Annotated in this window: 20 protein-coding genes and 1 other RNA gene; 5 read left to right on the top strand and 16 right to left on the bottom strand. The window is 41.5% G+C overall.

Annotation, left to right across the window (positions count from 1 at the left end):
- Nucleotides 1-43: 43 nt before the first annotated feature.
- Nucleotides 44-1555, top strand: a complete 1512-nt coding sequence (locus NCWK1_RS01550; RefSeq protein ID WP_103123471.1) for a DUF4114 domain-containing protein — start codon at nucleotides 44-46, stop codon at nucleotides 1553-1555.
- A gap of 151 nt (nucleotides 1556-1706) precedes the next feature.
- Here NCWK1_RS01550 and queF read toward each other — a convergent pair whose 3' ends face one another.
- The 8 genes from queF to fni all read right to left on the bottom strand — a co-directional run bounded on the left by queF (nucleotide 1707) and on the right by fni (nucleotide 7644).
- Entirely contained in the window at nucleotides 1707-2105 is a 399-nt protein-coding gene (gene queF / locus NCWK1_RS01545) for a preQ(1) synthase (protein WP_096581973.1), read from the bottom strand.
- Between the two features lie 98 nt (nucleotides 2106-2203).
- Entirely contained in the window at nucleotides 2204-2599 is a 396-nt protein-coding gene (locus NCWK1_RS01540; protein WP_103123470.1) for a hypothetical protein, read from the bottom strand.
- A gap of 160 nt (nucleotides 2600-2759) precedes the next feature.
- Nucleotides 2760-3140, bottom strand: coding sequence for a phasin family protein (locus tag NCWK1_RS01535; protein WP_015116099.1), 381 nt, complete (start codon nucleotides 3138-3140; stop codon nucleotides 2760-2762).
- Between the two features lie 25 nt (nucleotides 3141-3165).
- Nucleotides 3166-3262, bottom strand: an RNA gene (gene ffs / locus NCWK1_RS01530) — signal recognition particle sRNA small type.
- A 245-nt stretch (nucleotides 3263-3507) separates the two neighbouring features.
- Nucleotides 3508-3774 (bottom strand): YciI family protein, encoded by a 267-nt coding sequence (locus NCWK1_RS01525; RefSeq protein ID WP_103123555.1) that lies wholly within the window; start codon nucleotides 3772-3774, stop codon nucleotides 3508-3510.
- Nucleotides 3775-3863: 89 nt separating this feature from the next.
- Nucleotides 3864-4475 carry a PEP-CTERM sorting domain-containing protein gene (locus NCWK1_RS01520; RefSeq protein ID WP_103123469.1) on the bottom strand — a complete coding sequence of 204 codons (612 nt, stop codon included), beginning with the start codon at nucleotides 4473-4475 and terminating at the stop codon, nucleotides 3864-3866.
- A 231-nt stretch (nucleotides 4476-4706) separates the two neighbouring features.
- Complete coding sequence (sppA, locus tag NCWK1_RS01510; RefSeq protein WP_103123467.1) at nucleotides 4707-6539, bottom strand: signal peptide peptidase SppA; 1833 nt, start codon at nucleotides 6537-6539, stop codon at nucleotides 4707-4709.
- A gap of 55 nt (nucleotides 6540-6594) precedes the next feature.
- Complete coding sequence (gene fni, locus NCWK1_RS01505) at nucleotides 6595-7644, bottom strand: type 2 isopentenyl-diphosphate Delta-isomerase (RefSeq protein WP_103123466.1); 1050 nt, start codon at nucleotides 7642-7644, stop codon at nucleotides 6595-6597.
- A gap of 272 nt (nucleotides 7645-7916) precedes the next feature.
- Here fni and NCWK1_RS01500 point away from each other — a divergent pair, with 272 nt between their 5' ends.
- Nucleotides 7917-8975: a HEAT repeat domain-containing protein gene (locus NCWK1_RS01500; RefSeq protein ID WP_103123465.1), complete on the top strand. Its 1059-nt coding sequence runs from the start codon at nucleotides 7917-7919 to the stop codon at nucleotides 8973-8975.
- Nucleotides 8976-9074: 99 nt separating this feature from the next.
- On the opposite strand, the gene NCWK1_RS01495 is transcribed toward NCWK1_RS01500, so the two are convergent.
- From NCWK1_RS01495 to NCWK1_RS01465, 7 genes are all read right to left on the bottom strand, one after another.
- Nucleotides 9075-9665 carry an HMA2 domain-containing protein gene (locus NCWK1_RS01495; RefSeq protein WP_096585480.1) on the bottom strand — a complete coding sequence of 197 codons (591 nt, stop codon included), beginning with the start codon at nucleotides 9663-9665 and terminating at the stop codon, nucleotides 9075-9077.
- 258 nt (nucleotides 9666-9923) lie between these two features.
- A complete protein-coding gene (locus NCWK1_RS01490) occupies nucleotides 9924-10226 on the bottom strand; it encodes a DUF5132 domain-containing protein (protein WP_187308023.1) in 303 nt (100 codons plus the stop codon).
- Nucleotides 10227-10297: 71 nt separating this feature from the next.
- A complete protein-coding gene (locus tag NCWK1_RS01485) occupies nucleotides 10298-12646 on the bottom strand; it encodes a heavy metal translocating P-type ATPase (protein WP_103123464.1) in 2349 nt (782 codons plus the stop codon).
- A gap of 130 nt (nucleotides 12647-12776) precedes the next feature.
- Nucleotides 12777-12983, bottom strand: a complete 207-nt coding sequence (locus NCWK1_RS29830) for a hypothetical protein (protein ID WP_103123463.1) — start codon at nucleotides 12981-12983, stop codon at nucleotides 12777-12779.
- Between the two features lie 215 nt (nucleotides 12984-13198).
- Nucleotides 13199-14338 carry an HMA2 domain-containing protein gene (locus tag NCWK1_RS01475; protein WP_103123462.1) on the bottom strand — a complete coding sequence of 380 codons (1140 nt, stop codon included), beginning with the start codon at nucleotides 14336-14338 and terminating at the stop codon, nucleotides 13199-13201.
- Nucleotides 14339-14434: 96 nt separating this feature from the next.
- A complete protein-coding gene (gene def / locus NCWK1_RS01470; RefSeq protein ID WP_103123461.1) occupies nucleotides 14435-14968 on the bottom strand; it encodes a peptide deformylase in 534 nt (177 codons plus the stop codon).
- 219 nt (nucleotides 14969-15187) lie between these two features.
- Complete coding sequence (locus tag NCWK1_RS01465; protein ID WP_103123460.1) at nucleotides 15188-16432, bottom strand: HhoA/HhoB/HtrA family serine endopeptidase; 1245 nt, start codon at nucleotides 16430-16432, stop codon at nucleotides 15188-15190.
- Nucleotides 16433-16599: 167 nt separating this feature from the next.
- Between NCWK1_RS01465 and dnaA the strand changes: the two genes are divergently transcribed.
- Nucleotides 16600-17988, top strand: coding sequence for a chromosomal replication initiator protein DnaA (gene dnaA / locus NCWK1_RS01460; protein WP_103123459.1), 1389 nt, complete (start codon nucleotides 16600-16602; stop codon nucleotides 17986-17988).
- A gap of 370 nt (nucleotides 17989-18358) precedes the next feature.
- Nucleotides 18359-19510, top strand: coding sequence for a DNA polymerase III subunit beta (gene dnaN / locus NCWK1_RS01455; protein WP_103123458.1), 1152 nt, complete (start codon nucleotides 18359-18361; stop codon nucleotides 19508-19510).
- 67 nt (nucleotides 19511-19577) lie between these two features.
- On the opposite strand, the gene NCWK1_RS01450 is transcribed toward dnaN, so the two are convergent.
- Nucleotides 19578-20318, bottom strand: a complete 741-nt coding sequence (locus NCWK1_RS01450) for an amino acid ABC transporter ATP-binding protein (RefSeq protein ID WP_103123457.1) — start codon at nucleotides 20316-20318, stop codon at nucleotides 19578-19580.
- Between the two features lie 137 nt (nucleotides 20319-20455).
- Between NCWK1_RS01450 and NCWK1_RS01445 the strand changes: the two genes are divergently transcribed.
- Nucleotides 20456-21382 (top strand): DUF4351 domain-containing protein, encoded by a 927-nt coding sequence (locus NCWK1_RS01445; RefSeq protein ID WP_103123456.1) that lies wholly within the window; start codon nucleotides 20456-20458, stop codon nucleotides 21380-21382.
- The last annotated feature ends 36 nt before the right edge of the window (nucleotides 21383-21418 follow it).

Genomic DNA, 21418 nt, shown 5'->3' with positions numbered 1-21418 from the left:
AATTAAAAGAAATCAAAACTTAGTTAATTGCGTATCAATATCTATGACAGACATGAACAGAATCCGCTTTGTACTGATTGCTGCTGCTACTTTGACTTATTCACTTTCTGGTATGGGTTCAGCAGGTGCAACAACTACCAACACTACATCTACAAAAGTAACTACCATTCAAGAAACCATTAAGGAAGCTTCAATAGCTGCCAAAAAGGCGAAAGAAAGCGTAGATACACTGAAAAAAACAGAAGATACACTGACAAAAACTACCCAAACGGCAACCAAAGCTAAACAAGATGCCATCAAGGTTTTAAATTCTGCTGAACAGACATTTCAAAAAACAGATGCAGATTTTATTGCAGCTAAAGCAGCGTATGATGCGGCCAATAAAACTTTAACTGATACCAAAACAGTCTATGATGCGGCTAATAAAACCTTGACTGATACCAAAACAGTCTATGATGCGGCTAATAAAACCTTGATTGATGCGAAAGCTGCCCTCGCAGCGGCTAAAACTCAAGCGCAAAAAAGTGCAGCACAACAAACTGTTACTAACGCTACTACAGTCTTTAATACTGCAAATACCAAGTTGAATGATGCAAAAACTCAGTTTAGTACTGCAACTACCAAGCTGAATGATGCAACAAATAAATGTAACACTGCAACTGGTAAGTTGAATGATGCCACAAGTAAGCGCACTACAGCTGAACAAGCAAGAAATCAAGCTAGTCAACAAGCGCAAACTGTCACTGCAAATGCGGACAAATCAGTTAAAGATGCTGAAGATGCGAGAAATCAAGCCAAATTAGAAGCAGACAATGCAGCTAAGTATTCCGTAGAGGCACAAGAAGCCGCCAAAAAGGCTAGTGACTGGAGTACAATGAAGCGACCCACTGTCAAAGATAGATCAGAAGACAAAAATTTCTTATCTATACTGCCCCAGTTTCAAGCTTTAGTACAGAAAGAAGGTGTGGCGATTCCCGCAGATCAAGTCAAAGCACAGAAAGTAGACTTCTCTCACTTATTTTTGGCGCAAAAGCACAATGTACGTGTTTGGTTCCTGAATGAAGGCGCTGCTTATAAAAACCAGTTAGCCTATGAATCCATTCGGGGTGACAAATACGGTAACGGTATGATATTTGAAAATGTCTCTTGCAACAGCACCAAGAATAAGTGCGAAAAAGGCGAGAAAGATGGTGTTTTAGATATCGGTGATTTTGTAGATTTGGGTAGTTTTAAATCTGGTACACAGCTGAATTTCTTACTCAAAGCTGATGGTTATAGCGCGAAACCACAAAATGGCGATATTTATGGTGCAGATCCAACTCTTAACCCTGATGGATTACAACACTTAATGGGTTGGAAGATTGGCAATTATCTGATGATGGGTTTTGAAGATTTACGCAACGGTGGCGATAAAGACTACAACGATACAATGTTTGTTGTTGACTTTGGTAAAGATAATCTCAAAGCCTCTGCTGTACCAGAACCTTCCGCTACACTCCCAATTTTAGGTTTAGGTGCTTTAGGAATGCTGAAGCTGCGTCGCCGTCGTCGTTAATAGTTCAGGAATTACGCATAAAGGTTGTCTGTAGAGAATGGGTTTAAGGGTGTAGAGGTTTTGAATGCTTATACCTCTTTACCCTACCCCTCAACCCTTGATTTTTCGTCTCACTGGGTAAGTGCTAATTTTGTTATTTAAGCATTAGCGGTTAATTCGCTGATGCTTTTTGATGGCGTACTTCAATAACTGTATGTACGTTACCACGCGGAGAAAAATCTGCTTTTACAGTAATTTCTAGCGGATCACAAGCTGCTACTATGTCATCTAAAATTTGATTGGCAGATTCTTCGTGGGAGATATAGCGATCGCGGTAACTGTTAATGTAAAGCTTGAGGGCTTTTAATTCTACTACCCGTTCATCTGGTATGTATGTAATATAAATGGTGGCAAAGTCAGGATAGCCGGAAAACGGACATTTACAGGTAAATTCCGGCAAAGTAATGTTGATATCATATCGCCTACCTACTCGCGGATTGGGAAAGGTAATTAAATTACCTTCCGCAATGTTGCGTTCGCCATACTTAACTTCTGATGTGTCATTGGTCATTAGTCATTTGTCCTTAGTCTTCTTTCATTTGTTACCTCAGCCATAATAGGCGAAAAGCTGATTAAGATAAAAATTCTTTGACCTTTTGCCTTGTTGTACTACTCTTGTTCCCAATCGGGACAGTTCTGATCATCCCAACCGTGGGGGTGCATAGCACAGACTAATAAGTTACCACCATAAACTTGACCGTGGTAGTTTGTACAACCTACGCAGGCAGAATTTTGTTCTGGTGTAGCTTCCACTGAGTAGGGAAAACCTGGATCTGCATCTGTAACTATATCTTCCAGTTCCCAATACATTTCTAGGAAGGGTGCAGATATTTCCTGTAAGTATTGTTCTACTTCAGCGGCAATATTATTTTGTACTTCCTCAGTTAATTCTTCTGTGAGGTCAAAAAAGCTATCAACCATATCATTCATTCCTTGAAAGAAGCGTTCTACTTCCTCTGCCACTGTTTCAACGATTCCCATTAAATCTTTTTGCCATTGTTCCATAAATTTGACGCTCTGCTGGCTATAAAATTAGGATGCTAATAACCACCCAACTTGAAGTATATAAATACATTCTAGGCAATGTATGTTGTCAACTTCCTGGGTGGGGCAGCGAGTTATTGTACTATTTACTGCTGATGCTGAAGGCCAAAACTACTATTTATCAATCGCGTTGCAGTTTTTTTAACTCTTCTTGGAGTTTTAGCACTTGGTCACGCAAGTCATCCACATTTTCAGTTGAGGTCTCTTTTACGGTTGGCGCTTCATCTTCCTCTAGGATTTCGATGCGACGAGGTTCAGAAGGTGTTGTTTTTTCAGCATTATCAGCAGGAGTTGGTGGCTGTTGCGCTTGCGTCATCATATCTTCCACGAAGCGGCGGGCTTCTTCTGTGTTCATTTCTCCCCGCGCTACCATTTCATCTGCCAGTTTTTGGACTTGCGATCGCAGTTCGGATAATTTACCTCCCGCTTTCTCACCTGCGTAAGAAGCTAACCCAACACCGAGGTAAAAAGCCTTTTGTACAATATCTCCAAAACCAGGCATTGCTGCTGATCGCTCCTAAAAATAGGGGAACCCGGAGACTACGCCTACTACAAGCATCCCGTGTTGCTGCCACCTTCCGGTTCTGACAAGGTTTAGGCGTTGCAGTCGCATAGATCCAGGTCTAATAAAATAATAACACGAAAACTCGTAAGTGTGATCTACTCAACTACAATTTTCCAGCCGGATATCGAAAACCAGAGATTGCTACTATTGATGGTTTCTATCTAAAAATAGGGCGACCCGGAGACTACGCCTACCACAAGCATTCTGTATTGCTGCTACTTTCACGTTCTGACAAGATTTAGGTGTTGCAGCTGCATAGATCCAGGTCTAGTTAAATCTTACAGTAAAAGTCCATAAGTGTGATCTACTCAACTACAATTTTCCATTCGTAAAGCTGGTAGTTGACACAACCGTTTTTTACCAAGGGGTCAAGTGCAATTATGACTTGTGCTTCTTCCATAGAATCCGCTTCAAACAGCAACATTCCGCCTCCCATTTTTGCCCAATAGCCTGTTTTGGCTTGATGCCCTTTGGCAATTAAATCTTGTACGAAGGCTTTGTGGGCAGGTACATACTGGTCAAAGATGGTTTTATTGACTACACCTGACTCGATCTTGACAAACCACGGCATTTTGCTACGAACCTCATAGGAGCAATAACTAGCTTCCATCACCATAAATCTTTTGAGAGACGTTGCCATGCCACGTCCCTATTTCGATATTACGAAGCTTGTGTGTGTTTCTGTTTAGTCAATTGTAGTGATTGCTGGCGTTTAAGTGCTGACACGAAGCCAAGAGTGCAGACAGCCAGTAAGCTCAAGATGGATGTAGGTTCGGGAATAGAGATAATCCTGGCTGAAAAAACAATGGGTAATTCACTATCTTCTGTCCCTAAATTTCCAAACCCTGACAAAATTGGCGGTGCTGAAAAAACCTCTAAATAACCTGGTGTCGCCAGAAAACTAGCGAAAAACGGACTAGCATAGCTTCCTGATGATGTGGAATAACCAAAACCGTCACCTGTTAACTGCTGGCTATTCAGACTAATTAAATTGTCCACGTTAAAAGGTTCGTTACCAGGAATTGGAGTCCCCGTAGGTTGCAAACCAGTAATTGTTTCATTATTACGTGTGCCACTAATTCCCAAAATCTGGTACAAACCAGAATTGTCAGGAGTGTCATTAGTAATGAGATTACCGCTTGCTGTAATACCAGAACCAAAATAACTCCATTGCCAATTTAAACTAGCAGCAGAGACTGCTTGCATCGTTCCAAAAATCAATCCCGATGCAACTGTCAAAGCTGTAGTAGATAGTAGAGCTAGATTTTTCATAGAGTATAGTTGGGGGTAGATGCGTAGCTGTAAAGCCGCGCTGCGAAAGAATGAGTCATTTCCTGGCGAATGCAGAAGCTTTTTGTATAGCTTCGTTGAGAATGACGCAGATATTTCACCCGAAAAGCTTGTGGCTAGACATCAAAAACTTTCTAGGTTAATTGATATTGGAATCTTCAACCAAGGGCAGTTTAACATCAAAGATACTTAGTTTATCCGTATAGTAATTACTTACTCGATTTTTAAATTAAACGGCAAACGCGCATAAATTCCATTAGGGTCATTCATACTTTGGAATGACTCTAATTCTTGTTGCAGCTTTTGAAATTCCGCAGTCAGAGGCGCAGATGCTTTGATTTGTTGTCCCTGAATTTTGAACTTTGCACTAGCCTCTTCAACGGCTTTGCCAAACAAAATTTCGTTTAAACTGCTTTCTCTGGGGTATTCTTTTAACTGCCAATTGTTACCTAAATTTGCTTTTTTGGCGGCGTATTGTAAAGCTGCATTCAGTCCACCGATTTCGTCTACTAAACCAATTTGTTTAGCTGCTACACCAGACCAAATCCGTCCTTGGGCAATTTCTGCGACTTTTTGTGCTGGTAGTTTGCGCCCTTGGGAAACTTTATTGAGAAATAGACTGTAAATACGGTTCACACTGCGCTGATAAAGTGCTAGTTCTTGGGGGGATTTTGGACGAGAGACAGTTTGATTATCAGCATAGCGTGCTGTTTTGACAACATCCCAAGTGATGCCGTTATCATTCGCCAATTTTTCTCCGTTGAACAGGATACCAAATACACCTATTGAACCAGTGATTGTATTTGGTTCGGCAAAAATGCGGCTAGAATCACTGGCTATCCAGTAACCTCCAGAGGCAGCAACATCACCCATTGATACTACTACAGGTTTGATTTCATGGGTTAACCGGATTTCTCGCTGCATAACTTCGGCTGCTGTTGCACTACCGCCGGGACTGTTAATTCTTAAGACAACGGCTTTGATATTTTTATCTTGGCGGATTTTGTTGAATATTTTAGCAAAGCGATCGCCTCCTACTTGTTCATCATCACCTTTACCATCAACAATTTCGCCTTCGGCATAAACTACGGCAATTTTATTGTTAGATTCTCTTTCGACACTTTGGGATTTATGAATAAATTGAGCGTATTCTGAAAGGTCTACTTGACGGAAAGTTTTATCGTTTTGATCACTACCTGTGAGTTGTTTTAAATCGGCAACTACTTGATCATGGTATGCCACTTTATCAACCAAACCATTAGTTTTAGCTACAGGTGCTTCGACTATGGCTTGATTATCGGCGATCGCCTGCAATTTTTGCGGGGTGATTTTCCGACTTGCACCAACTGTAGTCCGCCACTCACTCCACACATCGTCTAGTAATTTCTGTGTTTGTTCACGATTTTCGGGACTCAGTTTGTTGAGAATTAAGGGTTCGACAGCACCTTTAAATTTACCAACCCTGACAACCTGAACTCCAATACCAAATTTCTGTAATGCTCCTGCTAAGAACATCTGTTGGCTGCTCAAACCATTGACTTCGATTGCTCCCAAGGGATTCAGAACTAAGGTATCAGCTACGGAACTGAGGTAATATTCTTTTTTGCCCCAATCTTGTCCATACGCAACTACTTTTTTCCCTGCGGCGCGAAATTCTTCTAAGGCTTTGCGAATTTCTTTGAGGGAAGCGAAGCCCAGGTTGCTACCTGCTCCATGTGTTCCATCTAAATATATGCCGACAATTTTCGGATCTTTTCGGGCTTTCTCTATAGCATCTAGAACTTTGCGGAGTGTGATCCGGTCTTCTGGATTACCTGATAATGTTTTTTGTAACTCTTCCCCTGCACTGGGTTCTCGATCGGTAATATTTAAGGATAAGTCAAACACTACTACAGACTTATCTTTGACTATTGGACTAACATCTTGAGAAGCTGCGATCGCAAACAGTAGTAGTAATAGTCCAGTAGTACTAATTCCACAGAAAATAAATAGACCTAGTAAGCTGCCGATTAAACTGGCAACAGTTTGTTTAAGAAAATTATTCATTAGTCAATAATGAGTGGTTATGAGTAATTTGCTACAAAGACAAGTTACTACTGTTTTATTGTATGCGGTGTAAACTTCCAGAATGTTGTAACTGCTGTAAGTTTGCGTTACCAGTACAAAATAACACTGTGATGATTTCTGCAATTAAAACTTCAACTAACTCAGCAATGGCGGCTTCTGAGACTACGGCTGCTTGCAGAAAAGGCATGGCTAAACCGACGATATCTGCACCTAAAGTGATCGCTTTGGCTACATCTAAGCCGTGACGCAAGCCACCAGAGGCAATTAAAGGAATATTCGGTGCGATCGCCCGCACACTTGTAATACACTCTGCCGTTGGGATACCCCAATCTGCAAATGTTGCGCCTAACCTACGTTGCAAAGCATTTTCTGCCCGTTCACCTTCCACTTTCGCCCAAGAAGTTCCCCCCGCACCTGCAACATCAATGGCTGACACCCCAGCCGCAAGTAGTTTTTCCGCCATTGCACCAGAAATCCCATTGCCTACTTCCTTGGCAATCACAGGCACACTCAACTTACTGCATAAATTAGTGATATTATCAAGCAATCCACGGAAATTCACATCGCCTCTAGGTTGAATACACTCTTGCAGAGGGTTGATGTGCAGAATCAACGCATCAGCTTCTAGCATATCGATGATCCGCAGACATTCATCTAGACCATATTTATAGTTAAGTTGCACAGCACCCACATTGGCAAATAACAATACATCCGGTGCATACTTGCGGATAGCGAAAGTGTCAACTACCTGGGGTTTTTCTACCGCCACCCGTTGAGAACCGACACCCATCGCTAGTTTATATTGTTGAGCAACTTCAGCTAAACGGCGATTAATAGTTCCGGCTTCTTCAGTTCCTCCAGTCATCGAAGAAATTAATAATGGTGCTGCTAGGTATTTACCTAAAAAATTTGTGCTGATATTAATATCGTTGCGGTCTATTTCTGGTAAACAACAATGGCTAAAACGATAACCTTCTAACCCACTGGTTATTTCACGGCACTGAACGTCTTCTTCTAAACAGATACGGATATGATCTGCTTTACGCGACTGAGTTTGTGCAAAATTGTTAGTAGAGGCTTTCACTGGTAGGTATGACTCAAAGCAGTTGTGATAACTATTTTAGGTCTTCCGCACAAAAGTGAGAGCAGGTGATAGGTTACAGGTTATAGGTGAAATCCCATCAATGTTTAGGACTGGAGAAGGGTTTATAGTTTTTGCACACCCACCCATACACCCATTCACCACAAACAAACTTGGTGCGTAAATCCTAAATGTATTTGTACATAAAGATTTTGAATGGTAATATAAAGCACTGAGGATACAAAATAGCATTCTTATATACAGAAGTACATCTTATGGCAAAACACATTTACGTCAGCTTCTGGGCTAGAGTTCCTAATTGGTTATTAGCACATCGTATGGCTGTAACTGTGTTGACTTTTGTATCACCTTTTGTAGTTAGCGGTATCAGTTATAAAACTTTGGCACAAACTCCCAATGGACAGAGAGTTGATCAGTTAATCAAAAGTTTCAGCAACGAAGATTTATTAGAACAACTTAATACAGCAACAACTTTAGGCAACCTCAATGATAGAGAGTTTAGTAGCGAAGCATTAGATAAACTCCAACAAGCATTAGTCAACCCAGATTGGCGCGTGCGTAGTGGTGCAGCCTTAGTTTTGTCGCAAAAAGGTGGTGTAATAGTTAAAAATGCTTTACCTGCATTAGTTAAAAATCTTCAAGACGAGAATTGGTTTGTTCGCAGTAGTGCAGCTAGAGCTATTGGCAATATTATTGCTGAAGATACTGGTGATGCCAATGGCGCAAATACTGTGATTGAAGCTGCTAAGTTTTCTAGTTACTTGGTTAATGCACTGCAAGATTCTGACTTTTCGGTACGTTTTAGTGCGGCTACAGCTTTAGTCAAGTTAAATACTAAATCGTCATTTATTGTATCTCGCTTAATTTCCAACCTTAGTAATACTGACGATCCACAAACTCGCCTGGCTAATGCGGAAAACCTGAAAACAATTAGTAATGAAGCTACACCTATTTTGCCAAATATTGGTAAAGCTCTAAAACACACCGAACCATCAGTGCGAGGACTCGCTTTAGAAACTATTGGTAGCATTGGCACAGATACTAGTGCAACTATGCCTTATTTAATTCAAGGTTTGCAAGATCCAGATTGGACGGTGCGTAGCAAAGCAGCTAGAGCAATTGTGAGAATAGTTACTAATCTGCAAGAAAAAGCTAGGGGAAATTTTATCACTGCATCTGATATTAATGCTATAGATGAATTACAAACGATTCAAAGAATTTTCCAAAACCCACAAAACCATTTTTATAATAATGAAAAAGGAAGTGTCAGTTTAGCTATTGATGCTCTGCAAGCAGCACGTAGGAATAGATAACCTTAATTAAAGGTTAGTGATTGAGATAGGTGTAAAGGTTATGTTGATTTAAGTCCTTTACACGCCAAATTAGTATTTAGTCAAAAGATCATCTTGTGACTATTTCTCAGCCGCACTACTAGGCTGCGGTTTGGTAGTTCCATGCAGTTTGATAAAACTATCAAAGGCATACCATGCCAAAACATACCAAGGAATGATTTCTAATTGCAAACCTCTTACTAGCAACTGTCGTACAGATAAACATCCCAGTGCTAAGGGAAATATCAAGCGTAAATCAACTACATTATTTGTGGCTCTTTCTACTCTGTCGTTTAAGTCATAAACAGCATTAGCGATAGTAGCTGCTGTATCAGAGTGGCTTTCGTTAGTAACGTCGGCGAAAATTATGCCGATATCTTTGAGTGTAGCTAGTACATTTTGCCAGCTTTCATCATTGCGATCGTGGTGAATCACAATACTGCCATTTTGGATGTTAGTATTTACCTGGATAATATTGGGTTGAGCATCCAACATTTTGACAATGCGTTGGATTTCCCAAGTTTGACGATGAGATGGTGCAATTCTTAAGCGTAGTCTGCCTGGAGTATCGCTAATAATTTTTGTAGAGATAGGCTGGGATGGCGTGTTCAAGGTATCTGCCTCCACAACTTTAGGCATCATAGTGACATTACCATGATTATTTGTAAACACATCCACCCTCCTGAATAATCTTTGAATGCTTTTGAGTTTTGTTGACCTACCAGTCTGCTAATTTTGTTTTTCAGCGATAAATTTTTGCTGGTATTTTTTAGTTAATTTGAATCACCACAACTGACAGAGACGGGTAAAATAATACCCATCTCTTCATTTGCTGGCTTAACCACAAGTCTCATATATGGGTAATAGGAAAGTTTGAAGTATTCAGTATGAAACTTGATATTTCATCCTTTCCCAACAACAGTCTAAAACTTACACACCATTATCTGATGAACTTTCTACCGGAGTAGCAGCTTCAAATAATGGGGTTTCTCTGTCTTCTGCGAGTTCGGCTTTGGCTTCAGCTACGATGTCTTCCCAGGTTTCGCCTAGTTCTGCAAAAGCTCCTTTGCTTTTTTCATAAGCGACAATTCCGCCTTTGATGATGGACTTAGCAATGGGTTTACCAATTCCCGCCACAACAGGAATCAGGACGGGTGCAAGTAAAACTGCACCGATACCAGCGATAATCCCAGGAGCGCCAGCATCTTCAACAAAATCAGTAATTTTCGGCATAATCAAGTATCTCCAGTTGAATTGAAAAATTGTCAGAAAGCTATCCAGCTTAATCTACCCAAGGTCTGACCTCATCTTGCTGATGATAGAGCTTTTTTGGGGGAATTTTTAAGAATTGGACGTAAACCGTTAACACCTGCAACGATTGTTGAACCATTGTTAACTACCGTTGCGCCTAGGGGGTTTAGCCCAAATAGCACAGCGATCGCCATTGCTGCAATATTAGGAATAGCAACAATACTTGTATTTTGACGAATCAATTTTTTGGCGTTGCGTGCCAGGGCGATCGCCTCTAAAATTCCATGTAAGTCATTTTCCATCAGCACGACATCTGCGGTCTCACGAGCAATTTCTGAACCGTGAGCGAAGGATACCGAAACATCAGCGTAGGCTAAGGCTGGGGAGTCGTTGATTCCATCTCCTACAAAGGCAACTGTCTTACCTTGTTCGTGCAGTTCGCGGACAACTGCGGCTTTTTGTTCGGGGAATGCTTCTGCGTGGGTATTGGCTGGGGTAATTCCCAGTTCTGCCGCTACAGCTTTGGCTGTGCGTTGGTTGTCGCCGGTGAGGATATGAACTTCTACACCTTCGACCGTCAATAGATGGTTAATTACTTCCCGCGTTTCTGGACGTAGAACATCACTATATCTTATTCTACCGAGAAGTTGCCCATTACTGGCGACATAAATAACAGAATTTATCCGATTGCTATCGTTGAGAACTTCCATATCTACGCCTTGCTGACGCAAGAAGCGCTCGCTACCGACATAAACAGGTTCGCCATAAATCTCTGCTTCCACACCCAAACCAAGTTTATAGTTCCACTTGCTGCGGCTAGGAATCACGGTTTGTTGTGCTTCGGCATAACGGATGACAGCCTCGGCGACTGGGTGGGTGAGACGCTGTTCGGCGGCGGCGGCTATAGCTAATACTTTATCGCTGGAGACTTCTGGATGGAAACTATCAACACCAATGACGGCAACCTCACCCTTAGTTAAAGTACCAGTCTTATCAAAAACGATAGTGTCAACTTCTGCCAATTGTTCTAAGGCGCGACCACTGCGGATGAGAATACCGTGGCGGGCGGCATAAGTCAAAGCTGCTAAAACTGTTGTCGGGACTGATACCCTGATCCCCGTGGCAAAGTCGAGGGTAAGAACGCTGGCGGCTCTAGCGGCGTTGCGAGTGACAGCAAACACGCCTGCGCCTAACAACAAGGTGGGTATAACTGCTTTTTCGGCGATTTTGATGGCGCAGTTTTCCATTCGCGTATCATGGACTGGAGCTTCTTCCATCAGCTTGATACTCTGTCCGGCGCGGGTGTCGTTACCTATGCGTTCCGCCAAGATGTAGATGCTGCCTTCCCGTACCAATGTGGAAGCAAACACAGGTTGTCCTTTGGACTTTAAGACGGGGACTGATTCACCTGTGAGTTTCTGCTCATCTAGTAAGGCTTTACCGCGGATAATACTGCCATCGACTGGGACTTGTTCGCCGGGATAGACAATGACTGTATCGCCACTGCTGACTTCTTTGATCGAGATTTGTACCTTCTCACCATCACGTTCTACCCAAACAAATTGTCCTAGAGAATTGAGCAGATCTAATGTCTGCATTTTGGAAGAACGGGCAGTGCGATCGCGGATATTTTCCCCAATTTCAATTAAACTCAGCATCAATGCTGGTGTGAGAAACTGACCTTGGACTGTGGTAATCACAATTGCCAACAAATCCAACACATCAATAGTCAGTTTACGCTGTATGACGATCCCCGCGATCGCTCTTTGGAAGACTGGCAATGTGGCTAAAGCAATGGTTCCCGCTACCATAATTGGTGGAACAGCAAATCCTAACGGCCCACCTAACACCGCTAACCCAGTGGCTACAGCCGAAAGTTGCAATCCTGGCCAAGCGCTTTCTGCTGCATCTTCTTTAGGTTTGATATCAATAGACTTTTTCTGATCCAACAGCACAACATTGCCATCATTAGCCGTCATAATCAGACAACTAAGACGCGATCGCATTTTGGCATCGCTAACTTGACTAGATTTATAAGTAACAACTAATGAGGCCGCCGTCGGTTTAATTCTGACGCTGGTAACGAGGGGATCAACTTCCAACAAAGTTTGTAGGCGCTGCATATATGCGTTGTTATCACGCAACTTGGGTATACGCAACCGCATTCTGCCGGGAACTGTATGAACAACGCTGTAAACAACTTGAGAAATTGGCTGATGAGAGCGTTTATAGTTTTTAGCAAGAGACGCTTTGCCATTCTCACTCTGATAACTTTGTGGAGCTAAAACCACTGTACTTACGGTTTCGTAAACCTTCGCACCTAGAGGTACTTCTTCTTTTGCCTCAGTCTCCGAAGATTTTTTAACTGCTGGCGATACTAGTTGTGCTGTCAATGGTGTCATTCCTGATCTCGCTGAAAGTACTAAAAACTTAAATTGATCTCGCAGCAACCTCTCAATTTTCGAGAGCAAATTATTCCCCCAATCATGCAAGACTGGTGAGCAACTGCAAACAAGATTTGCTGATATTTTGTTAAATTCTGCTAATTGGGTTGGCGGCGATACCTGCCGTTGCTTCGTTGGCAGATCGAGTCAAACTAATTAAATTTGTGATTGCTGCTGCATCAACGCAGTGCATTCGCTCTTGAGAGTCTCGCAGTGTCCCAGCTTTATCGGTGATCTTGATTTGCTCTTTGTTCACCACTGGATCTGCTTTGAGCAAGTTCTCTAAGCATTGCACATATTTGCTGTTGCTGAGTTTTGAGTTGGAAGAGGAAACAGTACAGGGGAAAGGGGATATGGGGAAAGCCCTCTCCCCTCTGCTCCCTGATCCTTGTCTCCTCTGCTGCTTATGACTGGCTGCTATTTTCCAGGGGCTTTCCCCAGGAGGCTGCGATGCCGATGAGGATACAGAACCCTCCATTTTCATCCTCCTGTGTTCCTTAACGGAACGATCTACAACGGAAAGTTCGCCATGTAGGCTAAAGAAAAAGACATAGCTGCGGGCTTCATATCAGCCCATAAGCTGGATATGTTTAGATTGTTACTTTCTGCTGATGCTTTTGTTGTATCAACCGATACAACAGGCTGAGTAATTTGTTCTACAGGCTGTTGTGGCTCTACGATTTGGACGCTAGGTGTAGGCGGATTTATCTCCAATGCCAATTCCATCAGTTTTACCCAATGGTTGACAGTTACATCACCTGGATGAAATGCGATCGCTATTGATGCTGCATCACAATTCATCCGCACGCTAGTTACATGAGCGTCTGTTTTCAATAACCTTTCCAGCCGTCTTGTGTATGCTTTATCTTGGGCAATGTGGGGTACATGGAACCTAATCCTACCCGGAATATGATGAACTACAGTATAGGCAATATTTGCTGACGGTTTTACGTCTTGCCTCACTGGTGCAACAACAGGTTTAGTTAATGCTTGTGGCAATTTCGGTTGATTAGTTGTGTTATTTGGTTTTGCAGATTGGCTATTGCTGTCTGATTTGGCAATTTGCGGTTCTAAATAGTCAATTACCCGACGAGTTGCATCTGCGGTAATCATATAGACCGGGATCGATGCTAATCCACTAATGCCTAAACCTCCTGTGACTGCTAAACCAGTCACTAAGGGAATAAAGGAAATAGTTTGCTCCATCCAAAAGTCAGGAGATTTCCACACCGCAAAGGGATCTTTACTGGTCATTGATTGCGGCGAAATTGGGTAAGGGTGAATATTTAGTTTTTTCAGTATTCCCAATATCTGATGTAATGTCAAATAATTTTTGTCAAAGTTAACAACCAAACTACCCAACTGCTCGTTGACGGTAACTTCCTTGACTCCTTTGTACTGCTTTAAATATTGGGATAGTAATTCTAGTTTTGAGTTTAAACTACCATCAGTAGCGCGGATACGGATGCGATCGTGGGTTGCATGGACAATTTCTAGACCACCAGCTGGCAAATGCGTTTCTAAGTTAGCAGTTGCTAAACTGGGATGTCTATGCACTTTTACTGGATTACTGTGACGCTGAACAGAAATTAAGTCAGGAGACAAAGCCTCTTTCGGACTTAATCCGCGACTACTGAGAGTATTTGTCATTTACTCGATAGTTGCACCAAGGCTCAAAGGTTAACAATAGGTTAAATATAACCTATTATTTCCGTATGTGAAATCGTCCTCAAGATTTATTTTAGATTAAGTAATGTTAATTACCCGTTTTTGGTATTCTTGCTCAGTGATTATATCGTGAGTACTTTCGACGCGATCTATAAATACAATCCCATCGAGATGATCGTACTCATGCTGAAAAATCCGTGCTACAAAGTCAGAGAATTCTTGCTTTTGTAATTGCCCGTATCGGTCATAATATTCAACTTCAATAGTCTGATATCTAGGAACAAATCCTCTAATACCAGGAATACATAAACAACCTTCCCATCCCTTAACAATTTCTGGAGAATGTGACACTATCCTGGGGTTGATCATGGCGGTAGGTTCCATTGTAGGAGCGTTGGGATACCTGGGGTTTGGGCGGGAAGCGACAATAAATAAACGCTGTTGTTCGGCAACTTGTGGTGCAGCAATCCCCACTCCATTAGCTTCGGAAACTGTGGCAATTAAATCATCAATTAATTTTTGAATTTTCTCATCATGAATGTTGTCAACCCAAGTTGCTTTTTGGCGAATTACCGGGTCGCCTAACTGCACAATTGGTAGTAAGTCAGCCATACAAAAACTCCTTTGGTGAGTAATAGATAATAAATAAAAATAAAGCGATTTTAAATAAAAGTTGACAATGTACAATTGTCAACTTTTGCAAACATAATATTTTTTAATGATTTACATACAATTTTTTAACCTCAAATACTCAGATATTGGTTTAACCCTTTATACAAGCCAGCGGCCAGGTGCTAAAAGCGTATACCCACTTCACACTTCATACTTTCATTAGCTTTCTCCTTGCACTGGTAGAGGTGCGGGACGAACGGTAATTTGCGTAGTTTGTCCGTTGCGCTCTACTTGTACTGGTAAAGGATTGCCAATTTGGCTACTTTCTAGGAGCCTTTGTACTTCTTCTACCTTAGTAACAGACTGGTTATTAATTTTTTGAATTACATCCCCTGGTCTCAATCCTGCTGCCGCAGCTGGAGAGCGTGGGACAATACTTACCAATAGCACACCTTTATCTGTCGTCAGATTAATGCGATCGCCAAATCTCTGATTTATCCTTTCTTTAATCTCTGGTGTCAGCGTCACCATCTGCACACCCAAATAAGGATGATCAACTCGACCTTTAGTAATTAATTCTTGAGCAATTTTCTGTACAGTGTTGATGGGAATGGCAAATCCCAAACCTTGAGCATTCCGCAGAATAGCTGTGTTCATCCCAATAACTTGACCTCGTGCATTGAGCAATGGCCCACCAGAATTACCAGGGTTAATGGCTGCATCTGTTTGCAGATAATCAACACGCTTGTCACTAGCACCAATATCACTACTAGATCGACCAGTAGCACTAATAATCCCCGATGTCACAGTATTATTCAAACCCAAGGGATTACCAATAGCAATTACCGCTTCCCCTGGTTGTAAAACTTCAGAATTGCCTAAAGATATAGTTGGCAAGTTATTGGCATCTATTTTAATCACAGCTACGTCTGTTACAGGATCTTCCCCCAATACTTTGCCATCAAAGGTTCTCCCATCCTTGAGAGTCACTGTTACAGTATCCGCACCATCGACGACATGAGAATTGGTTAAAATTTGTCCAGAGGAACTAATGATAAATCCTGAACCACTACCCCGTTCAACTCGTTGTCTAGGTTGGGTATCCCGAAAATACCGTCGAAAAAAGGGATCATTAAATTGTTCGGGGACACGAGATGTAATTGTTCTAGATGAGTCGATTCGCACCACTGCACCACCAACATTTTTCACCACACCTACAACAAAGTTGGGATCGCCAGATGCGGAGATAATAGGTGGAAGTGCGATCGCTGATTCGGGGTTAGATGTTTTGGGTTCGGAAACAAAAGGCTTATCTGTCGAATTTTCAAAAGTTTTAGCAGGTAAAAAACCACAACCGCCTAAAGACACAATGGCCATCCCACTTAGCAGCGTTAACTTCACAATGTTAGCTCTCTTGTTCAAGAGCGAACTCCAGCCATCAATATTCTGCACTGTTGTCTTCATGTGTCTTTGCTTCTCCGTGTTGGTCAGTGGGTGGTAGGATATAGCCTACTGGGTAGTCCCAAAATGATTAGAACTCAAAGTTTAGCTTAGGTCTAGATCATCTGAATGCTAAATTGGTGCTTGCTCATATCTTCTATTTTGGCGATTAGCAGCAAAGGTGATATGTGATGGAAGTTTCCCTTGACAGTCTGTGGTCTCAGGTGCTAGAGCGCCTACAGCTAGAATTATCCCGTCCAACCTTTGAAACTTGGATTAAAACTGCTAATGCGGAGCGATTAGAAAATAATTGTTTAGTCATTATTACGCCGAACCCCTTTGCCCGCAATTGGTTGCAGAAGTATTACATTAATACTATTGCCAATGTCGTACAGAATATTTTGGGTTATCCGGTTGAGATTTATATTACCGTTGCTCAAGGTGGTGAAGTTACGCCAATAGACAAGCGCGAAACTGCTGAAAAATTCCCTAATTCCAGTTTTGTGTCTGAAAGCCAGACGCAAAAAACTCAGATGAATGCAGAATTAAACTCAAAATACGTGTTTTCGCGGTTTGTGGTGGGCGCAAATAACCGAATGGCGCACGCAGCATCCTTAGCCGTTGCAGAATCCCCAGGTAAGGAGTTTAATCCTTTATTTTTGTGTGGTGGTGTTGGTTTAGGAAAAACTCACCTGATGCAGGCGATCGGTCATTATCGCTGGGAAATTTGCCCAAATTCTAAAATATTTTACGTTTCGACAGAGCAATTTACAAATGACTTAATTACAGCCATCCGTAATGATAGTATGCAAAGCTTCCGAGAACATTATCGGGCGGCTGATGTGCTGTTAGTTGATGATATTCAGTTTCTTGAAGGTAAAGAATACACTCAAGAAGAGTTTTTCCATACTTTTAATACATTACATGAAGCTGGCAAGCAAGTTGTCATTGCTTCTGACCGTCCACCCAACCAAATTCCTCAACTGCAAGAGAGGTTGTCTTCCCGGTTTTCTATGGGGTTAATTGCTGATATTCAATCACCTGATTTAGAAACGAGAATGGCAATTTTACAAAAAAAAGCTGAGTATGAAAATATCTGCTTGCCTAGGGATGTGATTGAGTATATAGCAACTAACTACAAATCGAATATTCGGGAATTGGAAGGAGCATTGATCAGGGCTTTAGCCTATATTTCAATTTGGGGTTTGCCAATGACGGTAGAAAATATTGCCCCTGTTTTAGAAACACCTAGCGAAAAATTAGCTGCTACTCCAGAGGTAATTTTAGCGACTATTGCTGAGAATTTTGATGTCTCAATTGAAGACCTCAAAAGTAACTCACGACGGCGGGAAATTAGCTGGGCGCGTCAAATCGCCATGTATTTAATGCGTCAACACACTGATTTGAGTCTGCCGAGAATTGGGGAAGAGTTTGGTGGCAAAGACCATACAACTGTGATGTATAGTTGTGAGAAAATTACTCAACTCAAAGAAAGCGATCGCAATTTAGGAAATACCCTCCGCCAACTGAGCGATCGCATTAACATGACTAGCCGTTCTCAAAAATCATTAAGGAATTAATCTGGAGTTTTCCACAGCCTGCAAACTAATCATTGATATAAATGCTTCAGAAATCAATTTAAAATATTAAGTTAAGTATAAAAAATGATTAAAATTAAATCTCTCTGTGGAAAAAAACCCACAAATCTGTGGAAAACTTCATCAAGTATAATTACCTTGTGGAAAAACCCATGATGTTTTCCACAAGTTTTCCACAGGTATTAACACTGTTAATTAAGAGGTTAAGAGCTAAAGAAATTTTCAGAGTCTTATTCTGGGCATTATTCCCTGTGGGGGAATAGCTGGAAAATGTGAGTATTGACTAAAGTAAAAAATACTAATCCCTACCTTTAATCTCTAACCCTAACCCCTAGCTTCTATTTCCTAACTTATGAAATTACTTTGCTCTCAAAGCGACCTCAGTACTAACCTCTCCCTTGTTAGTCGTGCTGTACCTTCACGACCAAATCATCCGGTGTTGGCAAATATACTTTTACAAGCGGATGCAGAAACTAACCAAGTCAGTTTAACCGCCTTTGATTTGAGTTTAGGTATTCGTACTAGCTTTAGTGCAGAAGTTTGGCAAGGAGGAGCGATCGCCCTACCTGCTAAACTCTTGGTAGATATTACATCGCGTTTGCCAGAAGGCGAAATCACCTTAGATGATGAAGCATCAGTTGCATCTACAGGGGAAGGTTTAATTGTCACTCTTACACCCAAAAGCGGATGTTACCAATTACGCGCTATGAGTGCGGAAGACTTTCCCGAACTCCCAATCATTGAAGATGCAGAACCAATTCATTTAACCGCCGCCGCCTTAATTGAAGGATTGCGAGGTTCATTATTTGCTACTAGTGCTGATGAAACTAAGCAAGTTCTCACAGGCGTACATTTGAGTGTAAAACAAGACACCCTAGAATTTGGTGCGACTGACGGACATCGGCTTGCAGTGGTAGAAACTACCAACGAGAGTCCTTTGGGTGGAAGTGGTGAATTGGAGGTGACAGTACCCAGCAAAGCCCTACGAGAACTGGAACGGATGTTGGCGCATCATGCTGCTGATGATGCGATCGCCTTATATTTAGATCAAGGTCAAGTTATCTTCGAGTGGCAAAATCAACGCTTGACTAGCCGCACTTTAGAAGGGCAATATCCCGCATATCGACAACTCATTCCCCGACAATTTGAGCGACAAATTACTGTTGACCGCAAACAATTTTTAAGCACTCTCGAACGTATTGCGGTATTAGCAGATCAGAAAAATAATATAGTTAAACTCACTATTGATCATGCCTCCCAAGAATTGACATTATCTTGTGAAGCTCAAGAAATGGGCAGTGGTAGAGAATCAATGCCTGCGGAAATATCCGGCGAAGATATCGAAATTGCCTTTAATGTGAAATATTTAATGGAAGGCTTAAAAGCTTTGCCATCTTCAGAAATTCAAATGCACATTAATCAAAACCTCACGCCAGTAATTTTTACCCCCCTTGGTGGCTTGAAGATGACTTATTTAGCCATGCCTGTGCAGCTGCGTAGTTAGTCGTTACTTTCTGATTTTGGATAAACAGCGAACGCAAAGAAAATAAACAATAGATAAGAATTCTAGGCTAGAGAATTTGAGATAAAAATTGGCGAGTTCTGTCTTCTTGAGGGTTGGTAAAAAATATATCAGGTGTTGCTGACTCTACGAGAGAACCACTATCCATGAGAATTACTCGGTCAGCAACCTCACGAGCAAATCCGACTTCGTGAGTAACTACAACCATTGTCATACCATCACGTGCCAGACTGCGCATCACATCTAACACTTCGCGTACCATTTCTGGGTCTAAAGCTGATGTAGGTTCGTCGAATAGCATAATTTTAGGCTGCATAGCCAATGCACGGGCGATCGCCACCCGTTGTTGTTGTCCACCAGATAACTGTCCAGGATATTTCTGAGCCTGTTCTAAAATTCCTACTCTTTCTAACAGTTGCATTGCCAATTCTTCAGCTTTTGCTTTTGACCAACGACGTACCCAAATTGGCGCTAACGTAATATTTTGCAGTACTGTGAGATGGGGAAACAAATTAAATTGTTGAAAAACCATCCCAACTTCTTGCCGAATTGCATCAATATTCCGCAAGTCATGGCTGAGAGTAATACCGTCAATAATAATTGACCCTTTTTGATATTCTTCTAAAGCATTAAATGTGCGGATAAATGTGGATTTGCCTGAACCGGAAGGCCCCATAATCACAACAACTTCTCCCCGATTAACACTTAGACTTACACCTTGGAGAACATGAAATTTTCCATACCACTTATGAACATTTTCAGCAATAATGATTGATTTTGTTTCTGTCATCATGAATTTTTAGCCCTGGATTGTATTTTCAATAACATCTAGTCAATAAAAATATTGCTTGGATTTTATCAAATTGACTGCCCTGAAAATTTGCGATTGATGTATTATTAGATATTAGTACTGTTACAAAAAATTCTGTGCCGAAAGCAGCAGATACAGGTGGCAAACGATTAATTAGTCTCGCTCCCGATGCCTGGGTCAAATGGGTAACTCAACGCCCAGAAGTTGTAGCAAAAGAAATTTTGGGTTCTGAGTTTCAGTGGATTAGCCGCGAAACAGATGTGTTAGTAAAAGCATACAGCGACACTCATGGAGATTTTTTGATACTCAACGAATTGCAGTTACGGTACACCACAAAAATGCCTTTACGAATGAGAGCTTATGCGGCTCTGGCACAGGAACGTTATCAACTGCCAACTTATCCAGTCTTAATCAATATTTTGCCACCGCCAACGACAGTAACAGTTATCAGGAGTTACGAGCAAGAATTTTTAGGATTACGCGCTATCCAAGACTATCGTGTAATTAATTTGTGGGAAGTGGATGCTGAGATAGTGTTTCAACAACCAATTCCATCTTTATTACCATTTGTGCCGATATTGCGAGGCGGAGGAGAGACATCTGTTGTACAACGCGCACTACAGGTACTACGAGCAGATGACCAGTTAAATCAGTTAGAATCATTGCTGGCTTTTTTTGCTAGTTTTGTGTTAGAGACACCTTTAGTACAGCAAATTATGAGGTGGGATATGACAGTATTAAGAGAATCACCTTGGTATCAAGAAATTCTGACTGAAGGTAAAGAATTGGGTCTTCAGCAAGGCTTGGAACAAGGCTTAGAACAAGGCTTGGAACAAGGCTTAGAACAAGGCTTGGAACAAGGTGCGCGACGGCAATTAATACGAGTATTACAACGACGCTTTGGCGAAGTTCCACTTTCAGTTGCCACAAATTTGGAAAGTGCAAGTTTAGCACAGTTAGAAAACCTGATGGATGTGGCTATAACTGTTGGTTCTTTAGCAGAATTTATGAAATTCTTATCTAATGAAAGAGATAGTGAATAATTTTGAATTTTCAAAAATTTATTCATCAAGGAATTC

It is taken from the genome of Nostoc cycadae WK-1 (assembly GCF_002897135.1).
Taxonomy (GTDB): Bacteria; Cyanobacteriota; Cyanobacteriia; order Cyanobacteriales; family Nostocaceae; genus Nostoc_B.
The sequence above is the reverse complement of the archived record's forward strand: the minus strand, read 5'-3'. Positions and strand labels throughout refer to the sequence as shown.

What these genes read in the sequence shown, in the direction of transcription:
- NCWK1_RS01550 (WP_103123471.1), top strand. Translation starts at nt 44, where the DNA reads ATGACAGACATGAACAGAATCCGCTTTGTACTGATTGCTGCTGCTACT.
- NCWK1_RS01475 (WP_103123462.1), bottom strand. Translation starts at nt 14,338, where the DNA reads ATGACAAATACTCTCAGTAGTCGCGGATTAAGTCCGAAAGAGGCTTTG.
- NCWK1_RS01450 (WP_103123457.1), bottom strand. Translation starts at nt 20,318, where the DNA reads ATGACAGAAACAAAATCAATCATTATTGCTGAAAATGTTCATAAGTGG.
- NCWK1_RS01485 (WP_103123464.1), bottom strand. Translation starts at nt 12,646, where the DNA reads ATGACACCATTGACAGCACAACTAGTATCGCCAGCAGTTAAAAAATCT.
- NCWK1_RS01500 (WP_103123465.1), top strand. Translation starts at nt 7,917, where the DNA reads ATGGCAAAACACATTTACGTCAGCTTCTGGGCTAGAGTTCCTAATTGG.
- queF (WP_096581973.1), bottom strand. Translation starts at nt 2,105, where the DNA reads ATGACCAATGACACATCAGAAGTTAAGTATGGCGAACGCAACATTGCG.
- NCWK1_RS01540 (WP_103123470.1), bottom strand. Translation starts at nt 2,599, where the DNA reads ATGGAACAATGGCAAAAAGATTTAATGGGAATCGTTGAAACAGTGGCA.
- dnaA (WP_103123459.1), top strand. Translation starts at nt 16,600, where the DNA reads ATGGAAGTTTCCCTTGACAGTCTGTGGTCTCAGGTGCTAGAGCGCCTA.
- NCWK1_RS01465 (WP_103123460.1), bottom strand. Translation starts at nt 16,432, where the DNA reads ATGAAGACAACAGTGCAGAATATTGATGGCTGGAGTTCGCTCTTGAAC.
- dnaN (WP_103123458.1), top strand. Translation starts at nt 18,359, where the DNA reads ATGAAATTACTTTGCTCTCAAAGCGACCTCAGTACTAACCTCTCCCTT.
- NCWK1_RS01525 (WP_103123555.1), bottom strand. Translation starts at nt 3,774, where the DNA reads ATGCCGTGGTTTGTCAAGATCGAGTCAGGTGTAGTCAATAAAACCATC.
- def (WP_103123461.1), bottom strand. Translation starts at nt 14,968, where the DNA reads ATGGCTGACTTACTACCAATTGTGCAGTTAGGCGACCCGGTAATTCGC.
- NCWK1_RS01535 (WP_015116099.1), bottom strand. Translation starts at nt 3,140, where the DNA reads ATGCCTGGTTTTGGAGATATTGTACAAAAGGCTTTTTACCTCGGTGTT.
- NCWK1_RS01490 (WP_187308023.1), bottom strand. Translation starts at nt 10,226, where the DNA reads ATGCCGAAAATTACTGATTTTGTTGAAGATGCTGGCGCTCCTGGGATT.
- sppA (WP_103123467.1), bottom strand. Translation starts at nt 6,539, where the DNA reads ATGAATAATTTTCTTAAACAAACTGTTGCCAGTTTAATCGGCAGCTTA.
- NCWK1_RS01520 (WP_103123469.1), bottom strand. Translation starts at nt 4,475, where the DNA reads ATGAAAAATCTAGCTCTACTATCTACTACAGCTTTGACAGTTGCATCG.